18 protein-coding genes and 2 tRNA genes are annotated in these 17,936 nt (G+C 71.8%); 6 read left to right on the top strand and 14 right to left on the bottom strand.

Annotated elements, in window-relative coordinates; genetic code table 11:
* Positions 1–203: 203 nt before the first annotated feature.
* Entirely contained in the window at positions 204–389 is a 186-nt protein-coding gene (gene rpmB / locus J2S59_RS11780; RefSeq protein WP_068120636.1) for a 50S ribosomal protein L28, read from the top strand.
* Between the two features lie 78 nt (positions 390–467).
* On the opposite strand, the gene J2S59_RS11775 is transcribed toward rpmB, so the two are convergent.
* Positions 468–1,433, bottom strand: coding sequence for a thiamine-phosphate kinase (locus J2S59_RS11775; RefSeq protein WP_068120635.1), 966 nt, complete (start codon positions 1,431–1,433; stop codon positions 468–470).
* A 116-nt stretch (positions 1,434–1,549) separates the two neighbouring features.
* On the opposite strand from J2S59_RS11775, the gene J2S59_RS11770 reads away from it, so the two are divergent.
* The gene (locus tag J2S59_RS11770) at positions 1,550–1,786 is read left to right on the top strand and encodes an Lrp/AsnC family transcriptional regulator (RefSeq protein WP_068120633.1); all 237 of its coding nucleotides are present in this window, start codon (positions 1,550–1,552) and stop codon (positions 1,784–1,786) included.
* A 49-nt stretch (positions 1,787–1,835) separates the two neighbouring features.
* On the top strand, positions 1,836–3,101 hold the full coding sequence (locus J2S59_RS11765; RefSeq protein ID WP_068120631.1) for an MFS transporter: 1,266 nt from the start codon (positions 1,836–1,838) through the stop codon (positions 3,099–3,101).
* Here J2S59_RS11765 and J2S59_RS11760 read toward each other — a convergent pair whose 3' ends face one another.
* Positions 3,102–4,238 carry a D-alanine--D-alanine ligase family protein gene (locus J2S59_RS11760; RefSeq protein WP_068120630.1) on the bottom strand — a complete coding sequence of 379 codons (1,137 nt, stop codon included), beginning with the start codon at positions 4,236–4,238 and terminating at the stop codon, positions 3,102–3,104.
* Between the two features lie 64 nt (positions 4,239–4,302).
* Here J2S59_RS11760 and J2S59_RS11755 point away from each other — a divergent pair, with 64 nt between their 5' ends.
* On the top strand, positions 4,303–5,382 hold the full coding sequence (locus J2S59_RS11755; RefSeq protein WP_068120628.1) for a trans-sulfuration enzyme family protein: 1,080 nt from the start codon (positions 4,303–4,305) through the stop codon (positions 5,380–5,382).
* A 22-nt stretch (positions 5,383–5,404) separates the two neighbouring features.
* Here J2S59_RS11755 and J2S59_RS11750 read toward each other — a convergent pair whose 3' ends face one another.
* Together J2S59_RS11750 and J2S59_RS11745 are read right to left on the bottom strand one after the other, a co-directional pair.
* On the bottom strand, positions 5,405–6,406 hold the full coding sequence (locus J2S59_RS11750; RefSeq protein WP_068120625.1) for an NAD(P)H-dependent glycerol-3-phosphate dehydrogenase: 1,002 nt from the start codon (positions 6,404–6,406) through the stop codon (positions 5,405–5,407).
* Positions 6,403–7,188: a lysophospholipid acyltransferase family protein gene (locus tag J2S59_RS11745; RefSeq protein WP_068120624.1), complete on the bottom strand. Its 786-nt coding sequence runs from the start codon at positions 7,186–7,188 to the stop codon at positions 6,403–6,405. Before J2S59_RS11745 ends, J2S59_RS11750 begins: the two co-directional genes overlap by 4 nt.
* A 147-nt stretch (positions 7,189–7,335) precedes the next feature.
* Between J2S59_RS11745 and cofC the strand changes: the two genes are divergently transcribed.
* Positions 7,336–8,007, top strand: coding sequence for a 2-phospho-L-lactate guanylyltransferase (gene cofC / locus J2S59_RS11740; RefSeq protein ID WP_306825136.1), 672 nt, complete (start codon positions 7,336–7,338; stop codon positions 8,005–8,007).
* Positions 8,008–8,092: 85 nt separating this feature from the next.
* On the opposite strand, the gene J2S59_RS11735 is transcribed toward cofC, so the two are convergent.
* From J2S59_RS11735 to leuC, 3 genes are all read right to left on the bottom strand, one after another.
* A complete protein-coding gene (locus tag J2S59_RS11735) occupies positions 8,093–8,767 on the bottom strand; it encodes an HU family DNA-binding protein (RefSeq protein WP_068119599.1) in 675 nt (224 codons plus the stop codon).
* A gap of 303 nt (positions 8,768–9,070) precedes the next feature.
* Positions 9,071–9,676: a 3-isopropylmalate dehydratase small subunit gene (gene leuD, locus J2S59_RS11730; RefSeq protein ID WP_068119596.1), complete on the bottom strand. Its 606-nt coding sequence runs from the start codon at positions 9,674–9,676 to the stop codon at positions 9,071–9,073.
* 105 nt (positions 9,677–9,781) lie between these two features.
* Entirely contained in the window at positions 9,782–11,191 is a 1,410-nt protein-coding gene (gene leuC / locus J2S59_RS11725) for a 3-isopropylmalate dehydratase large subunit (protein ID WP_068119592.1), read from the bottom strand.
* A 106-nt stretch (positions 11,192–11,297) separates the two neighbouring features.
* Here leuC and J2S59_RS11720 point away from each other — a divergent pair, with 106 nt between their 5' ends.
* Positions 11,298–12,020 carry an IclR family transcriptional regulator gene (locus tag J2S59_RS11720; RefSeq protein ID WP_068119589.1) on the top strand — a complete coding sequence of 241 codons (723 nt, stop codon included), beginning with the start codon at positions 11,298–11,300 and terminating at the stop codon, positions 12,018–12,020.
* A gap of 106 nt (positions 12,021–12,126) precedes the next feature.
* Here J2S59_RS11720 and J2S59_RS11715 read toward each other — a convergent pair whose 3' ends face one another.
* From J2S59_RS11715 to J2S59_RS11685, 7 genes are all read right to left on the bottom strand, one after another.
* Positions 12,127–12,606 (bottom strand): methylated-DNA--[protein]-cysteine S-methyltransferase, encoded by a 480-nt coding sequence (locus J2S59_RS11715; RefSeq protein ID WP_068119586.1) that lies wholly within the window; start codon positions 12,604–12,606, stop codon positions 12,127–12,129.
* Entirely contained in the window at positions 12,606–14,090 is a 1,485-nt protein-coding gene (locus J2S59_RS11710) for an AlkA N-terminal domain-containing protein (RefSeq protein ID WP_306825135.1), read from the bottom strand. The genes J2S59_RS11715 and J2S59_RS11710 overlap by 1 nt, the downstream gene beginning before the upstream one ends.
* A 122-nt stretch (positions 14,091–14,212) precedes the next feature.
* Positions 14,213–14,288, bottom strand: a tRNA-Glu gene (locus J2S59_RS11705).
* 54 nt (positions 14,289–14,342) lie between these two features.
* Positions 14,343–14,414: transfer RNA gene (locus J2S59_RS11700), tRNA-Gln, on the bottom strand.
* Positions 14,415–14,450: 36 nt separating this feature from the next.
* Positions 14,451–15,569 carry a CPBP family intramembrane glutamic endopeptidase gene (locus J2S59_RS11695; protein ID WP_181642361.1) on the bottom strand — a complete coding sequence of 373 codons (1,119 nt, stop codon included), beginning with the start codon at positions 15,567–15,569 and terminating at the stop codon, positions 14,451–14,453.
* A complete protein-coding gene (gene gltX, locus J2S59_RS11690; RefSeq protein WP_068122925.1) occupies positions 15,566–17,032 on the bottom strand; it encodes a glutamate--tRNA ligase in 1,467 nt (488 codons plus the stop codon). Before gltX ends, J2S59_RS11695 begins: the two co-directional genes overlap by 4 nt.
* A gap of 64 nt (positions 17,033–17,096) precedes the next feature.
* Positions 17,097–17,897: a fumarylacetoacetate hydrolase family protein gene (locus tag J2S59_RS11685; RefSeq protein WP_068122915.1), complete on the bottom strand. Its 801-nt coding sequence runs from the start codon at positions 17,895–17,897 to the stop codon at positions 17,097–17,099.
* Positions 17,898–17,936 lie beyond the last annotated feature (39 nt).

Genomic DNA, 17,936 nt, shown 5'->3' with positions numbered 1-17,936 from the left:
GGCGTGTGCGCGATCACCCTAGGACATCGCACCCCCCACGCCCGGGGGCTGCCCGGGGGCTGCCCGGGGGCTGCCCGGGGACCGCCCGGGACGCCGGACGAGGGCTCGATTCGCCTCACCGGGGACACTTCGTTATCCTGTTGCGGTTGCCCGGCGTACGCCGGGACCCCGTTCTGATTCTCGAGATCCCCAGGAGTGCCACGGTGGCTGCCGTCTGCGACATCTGCGCCAAGAAGCCGGGCTTCGGTAACAACCGGCCGTGGTCCCGCAAGATCACCAAGCGCCGCTTCAACCCCAACATCCAGCGCGTCCGCGCGACCATCGACGGCACCCCCAAGCGGGTCAACGTCTGCACCGGCTGCCTGAAGGCCGGCAAGGTCTCGCGCTGACCTGAGCGACAACTCGTCGAAGGGCCGTCCCGTCCGCGGGGCGGCCCTTCGACGTTCAACGTGCCCGGCGGGCGCCATTCAGAAGTGCGTCCAGCCCCCGGCCTCGGACCGCGGCTCGCCGTCGACCGTGACTCCGGACCCCGCGACGACCCGGCCGATCCGGAGCCAGCCGTCGGGGACGTCGGCGGCGTTCTCGAAGCACGCCACCAGGCTGTGGTCCTCGCCCCCGGTGAGGATGAACGCCAGCGGGTCGGCGCCGAGCGCGGCCCCCACGGCGTGCAGCGGCTCGGGGATCTCGAAGACGGTCGAGTCGATGTCGATGGCGACCCCGCTCGCCGTCGCGACGTGACCGAGGTCGGCCAGCAGTCCGTCGGAGACGTCGATCATCGCCGTCGCCCCGGCACGGGCGGCCTCCGGTCCGGCGGCGTACGGCGGCTCGGGGCGGCGGTGCGCCTCGACCACCGTGCGGGGTGAGCGGAACCCCCGGCTCAGCACCGCGAGGCCGGCGGCCGACCAGCCCTGTCGGCCGGCCAGCGCGACGACGTCGCCCGCACGGGCGCCGTCGCGCAGCACCGGCGCCTGGGCGCAGGCGCCCATGACCGTCACCGCGATCATGATCTCGCCGGACTGGGTGAGGTCACCGCCGACCACATCGGCCCCCACCAGCGCCGCCTCCTCGGCCAGCCCGCGCGCGAGGTCGCGGACCCACTCCACCGGAGTGTCGCCGGGCGCCGCCAGACCCACGGTGAGCCACGTCGCGGTGCCACCCATCGCCGCGATGTCGGCGAGGTTCTGCGCGGCCGCGCGCCGCCCCACGTCGTACGCCGAGGTCCACGCCCGGCGGAAGTGCCGGTCCTCCACGAGCAGGTCGCTGGAGACCACCACGTGGCCCGTGCGCACGCGCAGGACGGCCGCGTCGTCGCCGGGGCCGACCAGGACGTCCTCGCCGGGCGCGCGGGCCTCGCGGATCGCCTGCGTGATCGCGCCGATGACGGCGAACTCCCCATGGTCGGCGAGGGTCTGGCCGTCCTGTGCTCCATCCATGACGTCCATCCAACCCGATGCCGGACGGCGTACCGGCACCCCCGCGGCGTGTTCCGACGGGTTCGCAGAGCAGGTAGGTTGTGCCGGTCCCCCACCCGCGACCCGCAGGAGTCCTCATGGTCGTCCAGGCCTACATCCTCATCCAGACCGACGTCGGGAAGGCCGCGGACGTGGCACGGGCGATCTCCGAGGTCAAGGGCGTCACCCTCGCCGAGGACGTGACCGGCCCGTACGACGTCATCGTGCGCGCCGAGGCGCGCAACGTCGACGAGCTCGGCAAGCTGGTGGTGGCGAAGGTGCAGACGCTCGACGGCATCACGCGCACGCTGACCTGCCCCATCGTGCACATCTGACGCCCGCGCCCAGGCACCTCCCGCTCGTGCTCCCCCCGCTCGCACCCTCGTGAGGCGCGCGTTCGCGGACATCCGGCCGCTGCGCGAGAGTGCCGACTACCGCCGGCTGTGGATCGGCACCTCGGCCCAGGGCTTCGGCCGCCAGGTCGCCTCCGTGACGGTGCTCTACCAGGTGTGGGAGCTCACCGGCAGCCCGCTGTGGGTCGGGGTCGTCGGGCTCGTGCACGCGGTCCCGATGGTCGTGATGACCCTGGTCGGCGGGGTGCTGGCCGACCTCACCGACCGCAAGCGACTCGTCGTCTGGACGACCGCGATCGCCTGGGTCACCTCACTCGGTCTGGTCGCCCAGGCCTTCCTCGACGTGGGCTCGCTCGCCCTGCTCCTCGGGGTGCTGGCGGTGCAGACCACCGCGACGTCCCTCGGCGCGCCGGCGCGCCGGACGCTGATCCCCCGGCTGCTCCCGCCCGCGCGGGTCGGCGCCGGGATCGCGCTCATGCACCTGAGCTTCCAGGCGAGCATGCTCGCCGGACCGGCCGTCGCCGGCGTCGCGATCGCGGAGGGCGGTCTGGCCACGGCGTACCTGGTCGAGGCGGTGGCATTCGTCGTCTCGTTGTACGGCGTGGCCCGGCTGCCGTCGATGCGACCGGAGCGGGCGCCGGACACGAGCGTCACCGGCTTGCGGCTGGTGCGTGAGGGCATCGGGTTCGTCGCGCGGACCAAGGTCGTGGCGGGAGCGTTCTGGACCGACCTGTCGGCGACGGTGCTGGCGATGCCGATGGCGTTGTTCCCGGCGATCAACGAGGACCGCTTCGGCGGGGACCCGCGCACGCTGGGCCTGTTCGTCAGCTCGGTGGCCGTCGGCGGGTTGGTCGCCGGCCTGCTGTCGGGTTGGGTGGTGCGGCAGCGTCGCCTTGGGACGATGCAGCTGTGGGCGGCGGGCGTCTGGTGCGTCGCCCTGGCCGGGGTCGGGTTGGCGGGCTCCCTCCCGCTGCTCCTCGCGCTCCTGGCCGTCGCCGGCGCCGCTGACACCGTCAGCGTCGTGTCGCGCGCGAGCCTGCTGCAGCTCGCCACGCCTGACGCCGTACGCGGCCGGGTCAGCTCGGTCGAGCAGGTCGTCGGCGTCGCGGGCCCCGAGGTCGGCAACTTCCGCGCGGGGGTGATGGGCTCGGCCCTCTCCCCCGCCATGGCGATGACCGGCGGTGGGCTGCTCGCGCTCGCCGGTGTCGTGGCGGTGGCGGCCACCAACCGTCCGCTGCGCGACTTCCGGACGCCGACGGGGCCCGACACGGCGGACGGAGGCCCCGTCAGCCCGTGATCAGCGCAGGCCCGTGCTGCGCGCGGCAGCCAGCCGCACGAGGCGGTCGACCAGCGCCGGGTAGTCAACGCCCGTGGCGGCCCACATCCGGGGGAACATCGACGACGGCGTGAAGCCGGGCATGGTGTTGATCTCGTTGATGACCAGCCGGCCGTCGGGCAGCCAGAAGAAGTCGACGCGGGCGAGCCCCTCGCACTCCATCGCGTCGAACGCGCGCACCGCGAGCTCCCGCGCCTCCTGCGCGACGTCGTCGGGCAGGTCCGCGGGGACGTCGAGGCGGCTGCCCTCGTCGGGCAGGTACTTCGCCGCGAAGTCGTAGAACTCGTGGTCTCCCTCGACCACGATCTCGGCCACGACGCTGGCCTCGGGCGCGTCGTGGCCGAAGCCGCCGAGCACGCCGCACTCGAGCTCGCGGGCGTCGACGGCCGCGGCCTCCACCAGCACCTTGGGGTCGTGCTGGCGCGCCAGCTCGACTGCCTCGTCGAGCTCCTCGAGTGAGCCGACCTTGCTGATGCCGATGCTGGAGCCGCCGCGCGCGGGCTTCACGAAGACGGGGAACCCCAGGCTCGCCACCGGCTCGCGGGCGGCCGCACGGTCGGTCTCCCAGGTGCGCTCGGTGATGACGGCGTACGGGAGCACGGGCAGGCCCTGGGCCATCAGGTGCAGCTTCATCGCGTGCTTGTCCATGCCCACGGCGGAGGCGAGGACACCGGAGCCGACGTAGCGCACGTCGGCGAGCTCCAGGAGTCCCTGGATCGTGCCGTCCTCGCCCCAGGGGCCATGCAGGACGGGGAAGACGACGTCGACCTCGCTCAGCTCGGCCGGGAGGTCACCGGCGTCGAGGGCGACGAGGTTGCCGCCGGGGGCGAGCACGAGCCCGGTGCCGTCGGTGGTGACCTCGGGCAGCGCTCCCTGCTCGGAGATCCGCAGGGCGGCGGGGTCGCGCGACTCCAGCACCCAGCGACCGTCGCGCGCGATGCCGATGGGGACGACGTCGTAGCCCGCGCTGGTGAGGGCGTCGATCACCGAGCCGGCCGTCACGCAGGAGATGGCGTGCTCGGTCGAGCGGCCTCCGAAGATCACCGCCACCCGGTGCGGACGCGGGGTCGACGGTGCGGGGCTGGCGGTGGTCGTCATGGCAGGGCGACCCTATCGCGGGACGGCGACGGTCCCGCGGCACCCAGCGCCTACCGTGAGGGGCATGAGTGCACCTGGAGACGCGACCGGACCCTGGCGGCGCGGCACCGTGGTCGTCGCTGCCGGACGACCCGCCCGCGAGCCGGACCAACCGCTCAACGTGCCCGTCACCCTGGCTGCGCCGTACGTCGCGGGCGGGGACCGCGAGTACGGGCGCTACGCCAACCCGAACTGGACCGCGTTCGAGGACGCGCTCGGTGAGCTCGAGGGTGGACGCTGCCTGGCCTACGCCAGCGGCCTCGCGGCGATCGCCGCGGTGCTCGACCTCGTCGCCCACGGCGAGCGCGTCGTGGTCCCGCGCCACGCCTACCAGGGCAGTCTCGGCCAGCTCGCCGACCTCGAGGCGCGCGGCCGGGTGCAGGTCGAGCTGGTCGACGTCACCGACACCGCCGCCGTCGTGGCGGCGTGCGAGGACGCGGCGCTGGTCTGGATGGAGTCCCCCACGAACCCGGCACTCGAGGTGGTCGACCTCCCCGCGGTGATCGAGGCCGCCCACGCGGCCGGCGCCCGCGTGGCTGTCGACAACACCTTCGCGACGCCGCTGGTGCAACGGCCGTTGGAGCTGGGTGCCGACATCGTCGTGCACTCGGTGACGAAGTACCTCTCCGGCCATAGCGACATCGTGATGGGAGCCGTCGTCACCGCCGACGACGAGATCGGCGAGGTGCTCAAGCTCCGGCGCGACTCCTTCGGCGCCATCCCCGGCCCGTGGGAGGCGTGGCTGGCCCTGCGCGGGATGCGCACCCTCGAGGTGCGGCTCGAGCGCGCCCAGGCCAACGCCGCCGAGATCGCCCGGCGGCTCGCCGAGCGGCCGGAGGTCGCCGAGGTCCGCTACCCCGGCTTCGGCGCCGTCGTCGCCGCCGTGCTCACCGACGCCGACCAGGCCGACCGGTGGACGCGCGCGACCTCCCTGTGGGTCAACGCCACCAGCCTCGGCGGCGTCGAGTCCACGCTCGAGCGACGTCGCCGCTGGCGCACCGAGTCGCGCACGATCCCCGAGGGTCTCGTGCGCCTCGCCGTCGGCATCGAGGACGTCGAGGACCTGTGGGAGGACCTGGCCGGCGCTCTCGACCGGACCGGGTGAGGCGACGGCGTACCGGTTCTGCCTACTCCTGCTCGTGCTTGGTGCGCCGCTCGAGGAACGCGGCCATCGTGTCGGCCGGGGTGATGGTGCCGGCGACCACGGCCTTGACCGCCTCGGCGATCGGCGCGTCGACGCCGGTCTGCTCGGCGAGGTCGACCAAGGACGAGCACGACTTGGCGCCCTCGGCGACCTGGCGCGTGGACGCCGTGATCTCGGCCGTGCTCATCCCCTGGCCCAGCTTCTCGCCGAAGGTGCGGTTGCGCGACAGCGGTGACGAGCAGGTGGCCACCAGGTCACCCAGACCGGCCAGGCCCATGAGGGTGAGCGGGTCCGCGCCGAGCGCCATCGCCAGGCGCGCGGTCTCCGCCAGGCCGCGCGTGATGAGCGAGGCGGTCGTGTTGTCGCCGAATCCCAGCCCGACCGCCATCCCGACGCAGAGCGCGACGACGTTCTTGTAGGCACCACCCACCTCGCAGCCGACGACGTCGGTGCTGCGGTAGGGCCGGAACGCCGGCGAGTGGCACAACGCCTGAAGCCGTCGCGCCACGTCGTCGTCGGCACAGGCGACCACGCTGGCCGCAGGCTCGCGCCGCGCGATCTCCTTGGCGAGGTTGGGCCCGGAGACGACCCCGATCCGCGCCGGTCCGATGTCGGCGACCTCGGTGATGACCTCGCTCATGCGCTTGACGGTGCCGAGCTCGACGCCCTTCATGAGCGACACCAGCACGGCGTCGTCCGGGATCACCGGCGCCCAGGACTCGAGGTTCGCCCGCAGGGTCTGCGACGGCACCGCGAGAACGACGAACTCGGCGCCCGCCATGGCCTTCTCCGGATCCGTAGTCGCCGACACCGTGGGAGGCAGCTCGACGCCGGGCAGGTAGTCGGAGTTCTCGTGGCGCTCGTTGATGGAGGCGGCGAGCTCCTCGCGCCGGCCCCACAGGGTGACCTCGCTGCCCGCGTCGGCGAGGACGAGCGAGAACGCCGTACCCCACGAGCCGGAGCCCATGATCGCGACCTTGCTCATCGGTGTCCTCGCTTCCGTCGACGCTCACGTTCGGCCTGCTCGTGGGGGTTGCCGATCTCGCGGACACCGGCAGCCTTGGGGTCGAAGCGGACGGCCGGCGCCTTCTCCTGCCGCACCATCTCCAGCTCCGCGGTGATGGCGTCCATGATGTCGCTGGTGGCGGCCCGCAGCACCTCGGGCGTCAACGAGCGACCGTCGTACGCCGACAGGTCCACCGGCGGACCGGCGCGCATCGTCATCGTCTTGCGGGGCAGCAGGTTGACCTTCTTGGCGTACGGCGCCAGCAGCTCCTGGACCCCCCACTGGGCGACGGGGATGACCGGGCAGCCCGTCGCCAGCGCGATGCGGGCCGCTCCGGTCTTGCCGACCATCGGCCACAGGTCGGGGTCGCGGGTGATGGTCCCCTCGGGGTAGACGATCACCAGGTTGCCGGCGCTGACCGCCTCGACGGCGGCGGCGAACGCGCTCGCGGCGCCGGCGCTCAGCCGGGCCACGGGGATCTGCCCGGTCGCGTGGACGAGCCGACCGGCGACCGGGATGTCGAAGACCTCGGCCTTGGCGAGGTAGCGCGGCAGTCGGCCGTGGTCGTAGACGAAGTGGGCGAAGGTCAGCGGGTCGAGGTGGGACAGGTGGTTGGCCGCGATCACGCAGCCGCCCTCGGCCGGGATGTGCTCGCCACCGGTCCAGTCCTGCTTCGTGGTCGCCAGGAGCGTCGGCTTGACGATCGCGACGGCGATCCCGAACGCCAGCCCTCGCTTCTCCTGCAGCTTGCGCCGCGCCACGTCCGCCTCCTCGCTCCGTCCCCTGCGACGGGACCTCCACCCGTGCGCCCGAGGAGGCTCCTGCCTCCGCGCACCGCCCACGTGAGCGTACTGCGCGGGGCCGGGCCCGCGGAGCCGGACACGGGCTCGGCTGGCAGGATCTGGGCGGTGTCCACGTCGTCGCCGTCCGCGGCACCCCGCCGCTACCGGGCCCTCGTCCCGGTCAAGTCGTGGGCTCGCGCGAAGACACGGCTCGGTCTCAGCCCAGCGCAGCGGGCGCGGTTGGCGCTCGCCTTCGCGACCGACACGCTGCAGGTGCTGGCCGCGACCCCGCAGGTGGAGGAGGTCGTCGTGGTGACCGACAGTGCGAGTGCTCCCGATGAGCTGCCCGGCGCGTGGCGCTTCTTCGTCGACCCCGACGCGCGGGGGTTGAACGACGCGCTGCTGCGCGCGAGCGCGGCGCTCGGAGACGACGACATCGCCGTTCTCGCCGTGTGCGCCGACCTCCCCGCCCTGCGCAGCGCCGATGTCGGCGCAGTGCTCGCCGCTGCCGACGAGGCGGGTGGTGGAGCAGAAGCCCTCAACCACGGTTGGTTCGTCGCCGACGCGGCCGGCGTCGGGACGACGGTCCTGGCCGCGCCGCACCACACGGGCTTCCACCCCACGTTCGGTGCTGGGTCGCGGGAGGCCCACCGGGGCCTGGGACTGCGCGACCTGAGCGGCTCGGCGTCGATCCGCCTCCGTCAAGACGTCGACACCCTCGACGACCTGCAGCGCGTACGCCGACTGGGGGTCGGGCCCGCGACGCTCACCGCGCTCACCGAGCTCGGACTGGTCTGACTGATCGCCGCTGCTCGCCGACGGACGCGAAGAAGGGGCGGCCGATGGCCGCCCCTTCTCCTCGTCGCGTCGGTGAGTCAGACGCTCAGGCCTTCTTGGCCGTCTTCTTCGCGGCCGTCTTCTTGGTCGCGGTCTTCTTGGCCGGCGCCTTCTTGGCCGCCGTCGACTTGGTCGCGGTCTTCTTGGCCGGCGCCTTCTTGGCCGCCGTCGACTTGGTCGCGGTCTTCTTGGCCGGCGCCTTCTTGGCCGCCGTCGACTTCGTCGCGGTCTTCTTGGCCGGCGCCTTCTTGGCCGCCGTCGACTTCGTCGCCGTCGACTTCGTCGCGGTCGACTTCTTCGCTGCCGTCGACTTCGTGGCGGTCTTCTTCGCCGCGGTGGTCTTCGCGGTCGACGCCTTCTTGGTCGGGGCTGCCTTCTTGGCGGCCGAGGCGGCGGACTTGGTGCCGCTCGCGGCCTTCGCGACGGTCAGCTTGGGGAGCTTCTTGGCGCCGGAGACGACGTTCTTCAGGTCAGCACCAGCACTGAACTTCGGGACGGCCGTCTTCTTGGCCTTGATGCGCTCGCCCGTCTGCGGGTTGCGGACCCAGCGAGCCGCGCGGATGCGCTTCTCGAAGGAGCCGAAGCCCGTGATGGCGACCTTCTCGCCCTTCGCGACCTCACGCGTGATGGTGTCGAGCACCGACTCCAGCGCGTGGGCTGCCTGCTTCCGATTGCCGTCGAATCGTGCGGCAAGCACGTCGATCAGCTGAGACTTGTTCACTTCACTTCCCTTTCGGTGAACGCGGGAGCCGAGTCCATGCTCGACCTTCGCTTGGCACGCTAGGGAAATCCCGCCTGCCCCACAATGGGCGCGCCGACACGAAAGGTGAGTTTCTGCAGGTCACCGCCACTGTCGTCGATGCTCAGAACACCGGATCCTGAGGGGTTCTGAGCGTATTGGGTCGCTGAGAACCGGCGAGCCCCGCAACGCTCGAGCCACACCTGCGCTCCTGCTGCAGGAACGACCGAGGCCCAGAACCCTTCTGTTGAGCGGGTTCTGGGCCTCGGATCGGTTGCTGCACCGTCATGCGCGGATCGTGACCGGCTTCCACGACGGCCGCTTCGCCTCGAACGCGGAGATGGTCTCGTCGTGGCCGAGGGTGATCCCGATGTCGTCGAGACCCTCGAGCAGACGCCAACGGGTGTAGTCGTCGATGTCGAAGGAGTCCTCGATCGCGTCAGCACCCTCACCCGCGCGCACCGTGCGCGACTCGAGGTCGACGGTGACCTGCGCGCCAGGCTGCGACTCGAGCAGGTCCCAGAGCCGCTGGATGACCTTCTCGTCGACCTGTGCCGCGAGCAGACCGGCCTTGCCGGAGTTGCCTCGGAAGATGTCGGCGAACCGCAAGGACAGCACGACCTTGAAGCCGTAGTTCTGCAAGGCCCAGACGGCGTGCTCGCGCGAGGAACCGGTGCCGAAGTCCGGGCCCGCCACGAGCACCGAGCCCTGGGCGTAGGAAGGGTTGTTGAGCACGAACTCGGGGTCGTTGCGCCACGCGGCGAACAGCCCGTCCTCGAAGCCCGTGCGCGTCACTCGCTTGAGGTAGACGGCCGGGATGATCTGGTCGGTGTCGACGTTGCTGCGTCGCAGCGGGACTCCGATGCCGGTGTGGGTGGTGAACTTGTCCATGGGCGATGCTCCTGATCGTCAGTCTAGGTTTCGACACGCGCCTTCGCGCTTCGCAGGCTCAGCCGGAGCGCTGCTCAACCTTCAGCCATCGAGCGCGTTCGTTCCTCACGCACTCGGCGGAAGGTCAGCAGGCGAGGACAACGTCCCGCGCACGGCGGTGGCGGCGGCGACCGGCACGGAGACCAGGTGGGTCCGTCCGCCCTTGCCCTGGCGGCCCTCGAAGTTGCGGTTGGAGGTCGAGGCGCTGCGCTCCTGCGGGGCGAGCTGGTCGGGGTTCATGCCCAAGCACATCGAGCACCCGGCCCCACGCCACTCCGCGCCGGCCTCCTTGAAGACCACGTCGAGGCCCTCCTCCTCGGCCTGCAGGCGCACGCGCACCGAGCCGGGGACCACGAGCAACCGGGTGTTGTCGGCGACCTTGCGTCCCTTGATCACCTCGGCGGCCAGGCGCAGGTCCTCGATGCGCCCGTTGGTGCACGAGCCGACGAACACGGTGTCGACGGCGATGTCGCGCATCGGCGTACCGGCCTCGAGACCCATGTAGTCCAGCGCGCGCTCCGCTGCGATCCGGTCGTCGGCGTCGTCGAAGTCGGTGGGCGACGGCACGCTTGCGCCCAGGGGCACGCCCTGTCCGGGGTTGGTGCCCCAGGTGACGAACGGCGTCATCGTGGAGGCGTCGAGGACGATCTCCTTGTCGAAGACCGCGTCGTCGTCGGTGACCAGGCTGCGCCAGTGTGCGACGGCGGCGTCCCAGTCGGCCCCCTCCGGCGCCTCGGGGCGGCCGGCGATGTAGTCGAAGGTGGTCTGGTCCGGCGCGATCATGCCGGCCTTGGCGCCCCACTCGATCGACATGTTGCAGATCGTCATCCGCGCCTCCATCGAGAGCTCCTCGATGGCCGGGCCGCGGTACTCGACGATGTAGCCCTGACCGCCACCGGTGCCGGTGTGCGCGATCAGTGTCAGGACCAGGTCCTTGGCGGTGACGCCCTCGGGCAGGCTGCCGTTGACGGTGACGGCCATCGTCTTGGGCTTGGCCTGCATCAGCGTCTGTGTCGCCAGCACGTGCTCGACCTCGCTGGTGCCGATGCCGAAGGCGATCGCGCCGAAGGCGCCGTGCGTCGAGGTGTGCGAGTCACCGCACACGATGGTCATGCCGGGCTGGGTGAGGCCCAGCTGAGGACCGACGACGTGCACGATGCCCTGCTCTACGTCGCCGAGCGGGTGCAGCCGCACGCCGAACTCCTCGGCATTGCGTCGCAGCGTCTCGACCTGGGTGCGCGACACGGGGTCGGCGATCGGCTTGTCGAGGTCGAGGGTGGGGACGTTGTGGTCCTCGGTCGCCAGGGTGAGGTCCGGGCGGCGCACCGGCCGACCGGCCAACCGAAGGCCCTCGAACGCCTGGGGCGAGGTGACCTCGTGGATGAGGTGGAGGTCGATGTACAACAGGTCCGGCTCTCCGGCTGCGCTGCGGACGACGTGCTCGTCCCAGACCTTCTCGGCAAGGGCCTTGCCCATGACTTCTCCCTCAGACGTTCAGACTCGTCGGACCGTCACAGCGCTGGGTGCTGTGACCTCGACCCTAACGCTTGCGTCCCACACTCCGAGACGGCAGTATTAGAGTATGGACAACTCTAGCGGAGTCGGCGTCCTCGACAAAGCCGCACTGGTGCTCTCGGCGCTCGAGGCCGGACCGGCCACGTTGGCGGGCTTGGTGGCCGGCACGGGCCTCGCCCGCCCGACCGCTCACCGCCTCGCGGTCGCCCTCGAGCACCACCGCCTGGTCGCCCGTGACATGCAGGGGCGCTTCGTCCTCGGCCCGCGGCTGGCAGAGCTCTCCGCGGCGGCCGGTGAGGACCGGCTGCTCGCTGCTGCCGGCCCCGTCCTCGCACGGCTGCGCGACATCACCGGCGAGTCCGCGCAGCTGTGGCGTCGCCAGGGTGAGTTCCGCGTCTGCGTCGCAGCCGCCGAGCGCCCCTCCGGCCTGCGCGACACGATCCCGGTCGGCTCGCAGCTGACGATGCGTGCCGGCTCCGCGGCGCAGGTGCTGCTGGCGTGGGAGGACCCCGACCGGATGCACCGCGGTCTGCAGAACGCCGCGTTCTCGGCCACGGCGCTGTCCGGCATCCGCCGTCGTGGGTGGGCGCAGTCCATCGGCGAGCGCGAGCAGGGCGTCGCCTCGGTCTCGGCTCCGGTCCGCTCCCCCAGCGGCAAGATCATCGCCGCGGTCTCCGTCTCCGGCCCGCTCGAGCGACTGTCCCGTCAGCCCGGCCGGATGCACGCCCCCGCCGTGCTCGCCGCCGCCGACCGGCTCTCGGAGTCCCTGCGCCGCGCCGCCGCCGACTGACGTCATACGTCCGCCGCGCTATAGCTCGTCGCCCGTATGACGCTGCCCCGCAGCGTCATACGAAGCAAGGGCTATAGCTCCGGTGGCGTATGACGTCCGGCGGGGGTCAGAAGAGCGCACCCTGCTCGAGGTCGAGCAGGATCTGCTTGCGCTCTATCCCGCCGGCGTAGCCCGTGAGCGCGCCCTTGGCCCCGATGACGCGGTGGCACGGGATGACGATCGGGATGGGGTTGCGCCCGTTGGCCAGGCCGACAGCGCGCGACGCCGCGTTGGTCATGCCCAACTGTGTCGCCACCTGCCCGTAGCTCAGCGTCTCGCCGTACCCGATCGCCCGCAGCTGAGCCCATACGCGCTGCTGGAAGTCCGTGCCGTCGGGGGCGAGCGGCAGATCGAAGTCGGTGCGCTCCTTGGCGAAGTACGCCGTGAGCTGCTCCCGGGCCGCCCGCAGCACCGGGTGGTCGTCGGCACGCTCGCCGCGTGGCCTCCCGTCACCGACGGGGAACGGCGCGAACTCGATCGCAGTGATCTGGCCGTCGCGCTCCACCAGGCGCAGGTCACCGACGGGGCTCTGCATCACGGTCCACATCAGCTGGCCTCCTTGGTCGCGGGTCGGGACGGGCGGGTACGGCGGGTGGGGCGCGGTTGCTCGAGGACGAGCTGCCACAGCTGGCTCTGAGCGTAGGAGCGCCACGGGCGCCAGGACTCCGCAGCCTCGGGTCGCAGACCCAGCATGGTCAGTGCCTGCTGCGTGCCGAGGTCGGTCGGCAACCACACGTCGGGATCGCCCCAGGCACGCATCGCCACGACGTCGACGGTCCACGGCCCGATCCCGGGCAGCGCGAGCAGCGCGGCGCGCGTCGCGTCGCGGTCCACACCGCGGTCGAGCTCGAGCCGACCCTCGGCGACCTCCGTGGCCAGACGGTGCACGGTGGCGGCACGGCGCCGCGGCATGGGCCACTGCTCCGGATCGGCCTCGGCGAGCTGTGCAGGAGACGGGAAGACCACGGTGGGTACGTCGTCGCCGCCGCCGAAGGTCGACCCGTGGGCGCTCGCCAGGCGGGCAGCGGTGCCGCTCGCACTGGCGATGCTCACCTGTTGACCGAGCACCGTGCGGACGGCGGCCTCGAAGCCGTCGACGTGACCCGGGACGCGCAGGCCCGGGTGGCGGCGCACGAGGGGACCGAGACCCGCGTCGCGGGCGAGGTGGTCGTCGACCGCGCCGGGGTCCGCGTCAGCGTCGAGGAGTCGCCGCGCACGCTCGACGGCGGCAGCGGTGTCGCGCAGGTCGGCAAGACGCAGCTGCAAGCGCACCCGCCCCGGGTCGTCGAGGAGCTCGACGCGCAGTGACCCCGCTCCGTGCGGCAGGCGCATCGTGCGCGCGAACCAGTCGGCGCCACCCGTCTCGACGCCGGCGACGCGGTGACGCACGAGGAAGGCCATCAGCTCGGCGGCGGCGAACGGCGCGCGCAACCCGATCGCGAGCTCGATCGTGCCCGTCCCAGGCGTCGCGCGCCGTCCCTGACGCAGCTCGCGCGGCGTGGCGGCGTACACCTCGCGGATCGTGTCGTTGAACTGCCGGACGCTGGCGAACCCGGCCGCGAAGGCCACGTCGGCGAAGGGCAGGTCGGTCGTGTCGATGAGGACGCGGGCGGTCTGCGCGCGGTGGGCCCGGGCGAGGGCGAGCGGGCCCGCGCCGAGCTCGGCGTGCAGGACGCGGTTGAGGTGCCGGCTGCTGTAGCCCAACCGACGGGCCAGACCCTCGACACCCTCCCGCTCGACGACGCCGTCCGCGACCAGGCGCATCGCGCGCCCCGCCAGGTCGGCCGCGAGGTCCCAGCGCGGCGAGCCGGGGGTGGTGTCGGGCAGGCAGCGCCGGCACGCCCGGAATCCGGCGGCGTGTGCGGCCGCGGCAGTGGGATGGAAACTGACGTTCTCCACGCGCGGGGTGCGCGCCGGGCAGGAGGGGCGACAGTAGATGCCGGTGCTGTGCACGGCGGTGTAGAAGACCCCGTCGAAGCGCCGATCGCGGCTCTGCACCGCTCGGTAGCAGGCAGCGGGATCGAGATCCATGGCTCCATCCTGCGCGACCGCAGTCCCGCTGTCTCGCGGAAATCGGACACCGCGGTGCGAGCGCGCCGAGGAAAGCCGAAGGGCCCCTCCCCGCGTCACGCGGAGAAGGGCCCTTCGGTGATTGGTACCCCCGACCGGATTCGAACCGGCGCTACCGCCTTGAGAGGGCGGCGTCCTAGGCCACTAGACGACGGGGGCGAGCGGACGGAACTTAACCACAGCGGGCCGAGCAGCGTCCAATCGGGTCAATCGCTGGGGTACTAGGACTCGAACCTAGACTAACTGGACCAGAACCAGTCGGGCTGCCAATTACCCCATACCCCATGGGAATGCTGGATCCTGGCGGCTGCTGCAGCGGCCTCAGGAACCGAGGGGAGACATTACACGGGGCTCCTCGGCGGTGCCAAAACGGGGTGGCGTGGTGGTGCGCTGGACGCCCATCCGTCGTGCGACCCAGACCACGAGCACGGCGTACACGCCCGCCTGGGTGAGCGTGACGGGGATGTTCCACCAGGAGATCTCGCCCACGTTGAGGCTGTCGCCCACGTTGCCGAGCAGGATCGCGACGCCGAAGGCGAGGATGTTGTTGAGCACGTGCAGCGCGATCCCGGCCTCGAGCCCGCCCGTGCGGATCACCAGCCAGGCGGCGATGAAGCCGAACATGAAGCGGTCGAAGAACAGCGGGAAGTTCTGCGCACCGTGCGCGAAGGCGAACAGCAGTGCTGTGACGAAGATCGTCACCCAGCGGTTGGTGAAGATCGCCCCGATCGCCTGCAGCAGGTAGCCGCGGAAGACGTACTCCTCGCCCGCCGCCTGGAGCGGGGTGGTGAGGATCACCACCAGACCGAGTAGCACGGTGGTCGTGGTGATCGGGTTCGGCTCGATGGGCGGGAGGGTGTCGTCACCGGGCACCAGCATCCCCGCGACGACCTGCGCGACCAGGGCGACGACGGAGATCCCGAGGCATGCCGCGAGGAACTTCCAGCGCATCTTGGGCACGACCGACGTCAACCACCGTGGGCGCATGCCGTGCAGCAGCCGGATCACCAGCCAGGTGACGAGGATCATCGCCCCCAGCACCAGGTTGAGGTAGAGCAGGCCCGACGGAGTGATCTCCTCGAGCAGCAGCGCGCGTTCGAAGCCGTCCCAGAACGGACCGCCCTCCAGCCAGATCCCGACCGCGAGCACCGGCAGCACGACGATGGGCGCCACGACCAGGGCGAGCACGGCGACGAGGATCACGCCGACGGTGGGTCGCCACCAGGCGTAGTTCCAGGTGCGCAGCATGCGGTGGTACTCGCGCGGCTCCGGGTGCGGGTGGCCCCGCCCCTCCCCCTGCCGTACGGCGACCTCGGCCGGCTCGCGGCCGGCCGCGACGGGCAACGGTCCCGCGACAGCCTGTTGTCCAGGCGGGCCCGCCCACCCGCCGGGTGGCGGGTGGGTCGGCGTCGGCTGGTGGACCGGCCCGGGAGCACTCACCCGGCGTCCGCCTCCTGCTGGGCGGAGGCCAGCCGGGCCAGGGACCGCTCACGGCCCAGGAGCTCGAGAGACTCGAACAGCGGCGGGGAGACCTTGCGGCCGGTGAGGGCGACGCGGACGGGCCCGAACGCGTTGCGGGGCTTGAGCCCCAGCTCCTCGACCAGGCTGCGGCGCAGCGTCGCGTCGATGCTCTCGGTGGTCCACTCCGACGCGGCCGCGAGGGCGTCGTGCGCCGCACGCACGACCGCGACCCCCTGCTCGTCGAGCAGCTTCGCCACGTCGGCCGGGTCGCGGGTGAACGCGTCCTCGTCGACGAGCAGGAACTCCAGCATGGCCGGAGCCTCGTCGAGGGTGACCATGCGCTCCTGCACGAGCGGGGTCGCGGCGTGCACCACCGCCCGCTGCTCGTCGGTGACGTCGGCCGACAGGACGCCGGCACGCTGCAGGTGGGCGACGATCCGCTCGGCGAGGTCGTCGACGGCGAGCGCCCGCACGTGCGAGGCGTTGATGGCTTCGCACTTCTTCAGGTCGAAGCGCGCGGGGTTGGGGTTGACCCGACGGATGTCGAAGACCTCGACCATCTCGTCGATGCCGAACACGTCGCGGTCCTCGGCGATCGCCCAGCCCAGCAACGCCAGGTAGTTGAGCAGGCCCTCGGGCAGGAAGCCGGCGTCGCGGTAGCCGAGGGCGTTGGCCTCGGGGTCGCGCTTGGAGAGCTTCTTGTTGCCCTGCCCCATGACGTAGGGCAGGTGACCGAACTGCGGGGTCGTGCCGTTGCCGACACCGATCTCGGCGAGCGCGTCGTAGAGGGCGATCTGGCGCGGGGTGGACGACAGGATGTCCTCGCCGCGGAGCACGTGGGTGATCTCCATGAGTGCGTCGTCGACGGGGTTCACGAGTGTGTAGAGCGGGTGACCGTTGTTGCGCACCAGCACGAAGTCGGGGACGTTCTCGGGCTGGAAGGTGATCTCGCCGCGCACGAGGTCGTCGAACGTGATCGCGCGGTCGGGCATGCGGAAGCGCAGCACCGGCTTGCGCCCCTCCGCCTCGTAGGCCTGCACCTGCTCCTCGCTGAGGTCGCGGCAGTGACCGTCGTACCCCGGCGCGCGGCCCTCGGACCGCGCCGCCTCGTTGCGTGCCTCGAGCTCCTCCGTCGAGCAGTAGCAGTCGTAGGCCCGGCCGGCCTCGCGCAGCCGGCGCGCGACGTCGGCGTAGATCTCGAACCGCTCGGACTGGCGGTAGGGACCGAAGTCACCACCCACGTCCGGCCCCTCGTCCCAGGTGAGGCCGAGCCAGGTGAAGAGATCGATGAGCGCGTCGTAGGACTCCTGGGTGTTGCGCGCGGTGTCGGTGTCCTCGACCCGGAAGACGAACGTGCCGCCGTGGTGACGCGCGAACGCCCAGTTATAGAGCGCCGTTCGCACCAGCCCGACGTGGGGGCTGCCCGTCGGCGAGGGCGCCATCCGGACGCGCACCGGTCGCGCGGCCACTGCTGCGTCGTCGGAGCCGGCGTTGTCGAGAGCCGCGTCAGTCACGCGCTACCACCTTGTTGGTCAGGGATCCGATGCCGGCGACGGAGATCTCGACCTCGTCGCCGACCTGCATGGGGCCGACACCCTCGGGGGTGCCGGTGAGGATGACGTCACCGGGCAGGAGCGTCATCACCGAGGAGACGTGCGCGATCAGGGCCGGGACGTCGAACACCATGTCAACGGTCGTGCCGTCCTGGACGACCTCGCCGTTGAGGTGGGTCGTCACCCGCAGGTCGGCCGGGTCGAGCTCGGTCTCGATCCACGGGCCCAACGGGCAGAACGAGTCGAACCCCTTGGCGCGGGTGAACTGCACGTCCTTGCTCTGCAGGTCGCGTGCGGTCACGTCGTTGGCGACGGTGTAGCCGAAGACCACGTCGAGCGCCTTCTCGGCCGGCACGTCACGACAGATCCGTCCGATCACGACGGCCAGCTCGCCCTCGTAGGCGACGTGCTCGCTCTGACGCGGGTAGAAGATCGGGTCACCCGGACCGACGACGGTGGTGTTGGGCTTGAGGAACATCATGGGCTCCTCCGGCACGTCGTTGCCCAGCTCGGCCGCGTGCGCGCGGTAGTTGCGGCCGATGCCGACCACCTTGCTGCGCGGGATCACCGGCGCCAGCAGGCGCACGTCCGCGAGCGGGATCTCGGTGGAGGTGAGCTTCAGCCCCACGTAGAGCGGGTCGCCTGCCAGCACCACCACCACCGCGTCGTCGGCGGGCTCACCGTGCTCGTCGACCTCACCGGTCACCACGCCGTACTGGGGGTCCTCGCCTGTCGTGAATCTCGCTATCCGCACCCTGCGAGCGTACCGGCGGCGCACGGCGTCTCCCGCGGC

The sequence above is a fragment of the Nocardioides massiliensis genome (assembly GCF_030811215.1).
Classification (GTDB): domain Bacteria; phylum Actinomycetota; class Actinomycetes; order Propionibacteriales; family Nocardioidaceae; genus Nocardioides_A; species Nocardioides_A massiliensis.
Note: the sequence above shows the minus strand (reverse complement) of the source record. Positions and strands in the feature narration are given on the sequence as shown.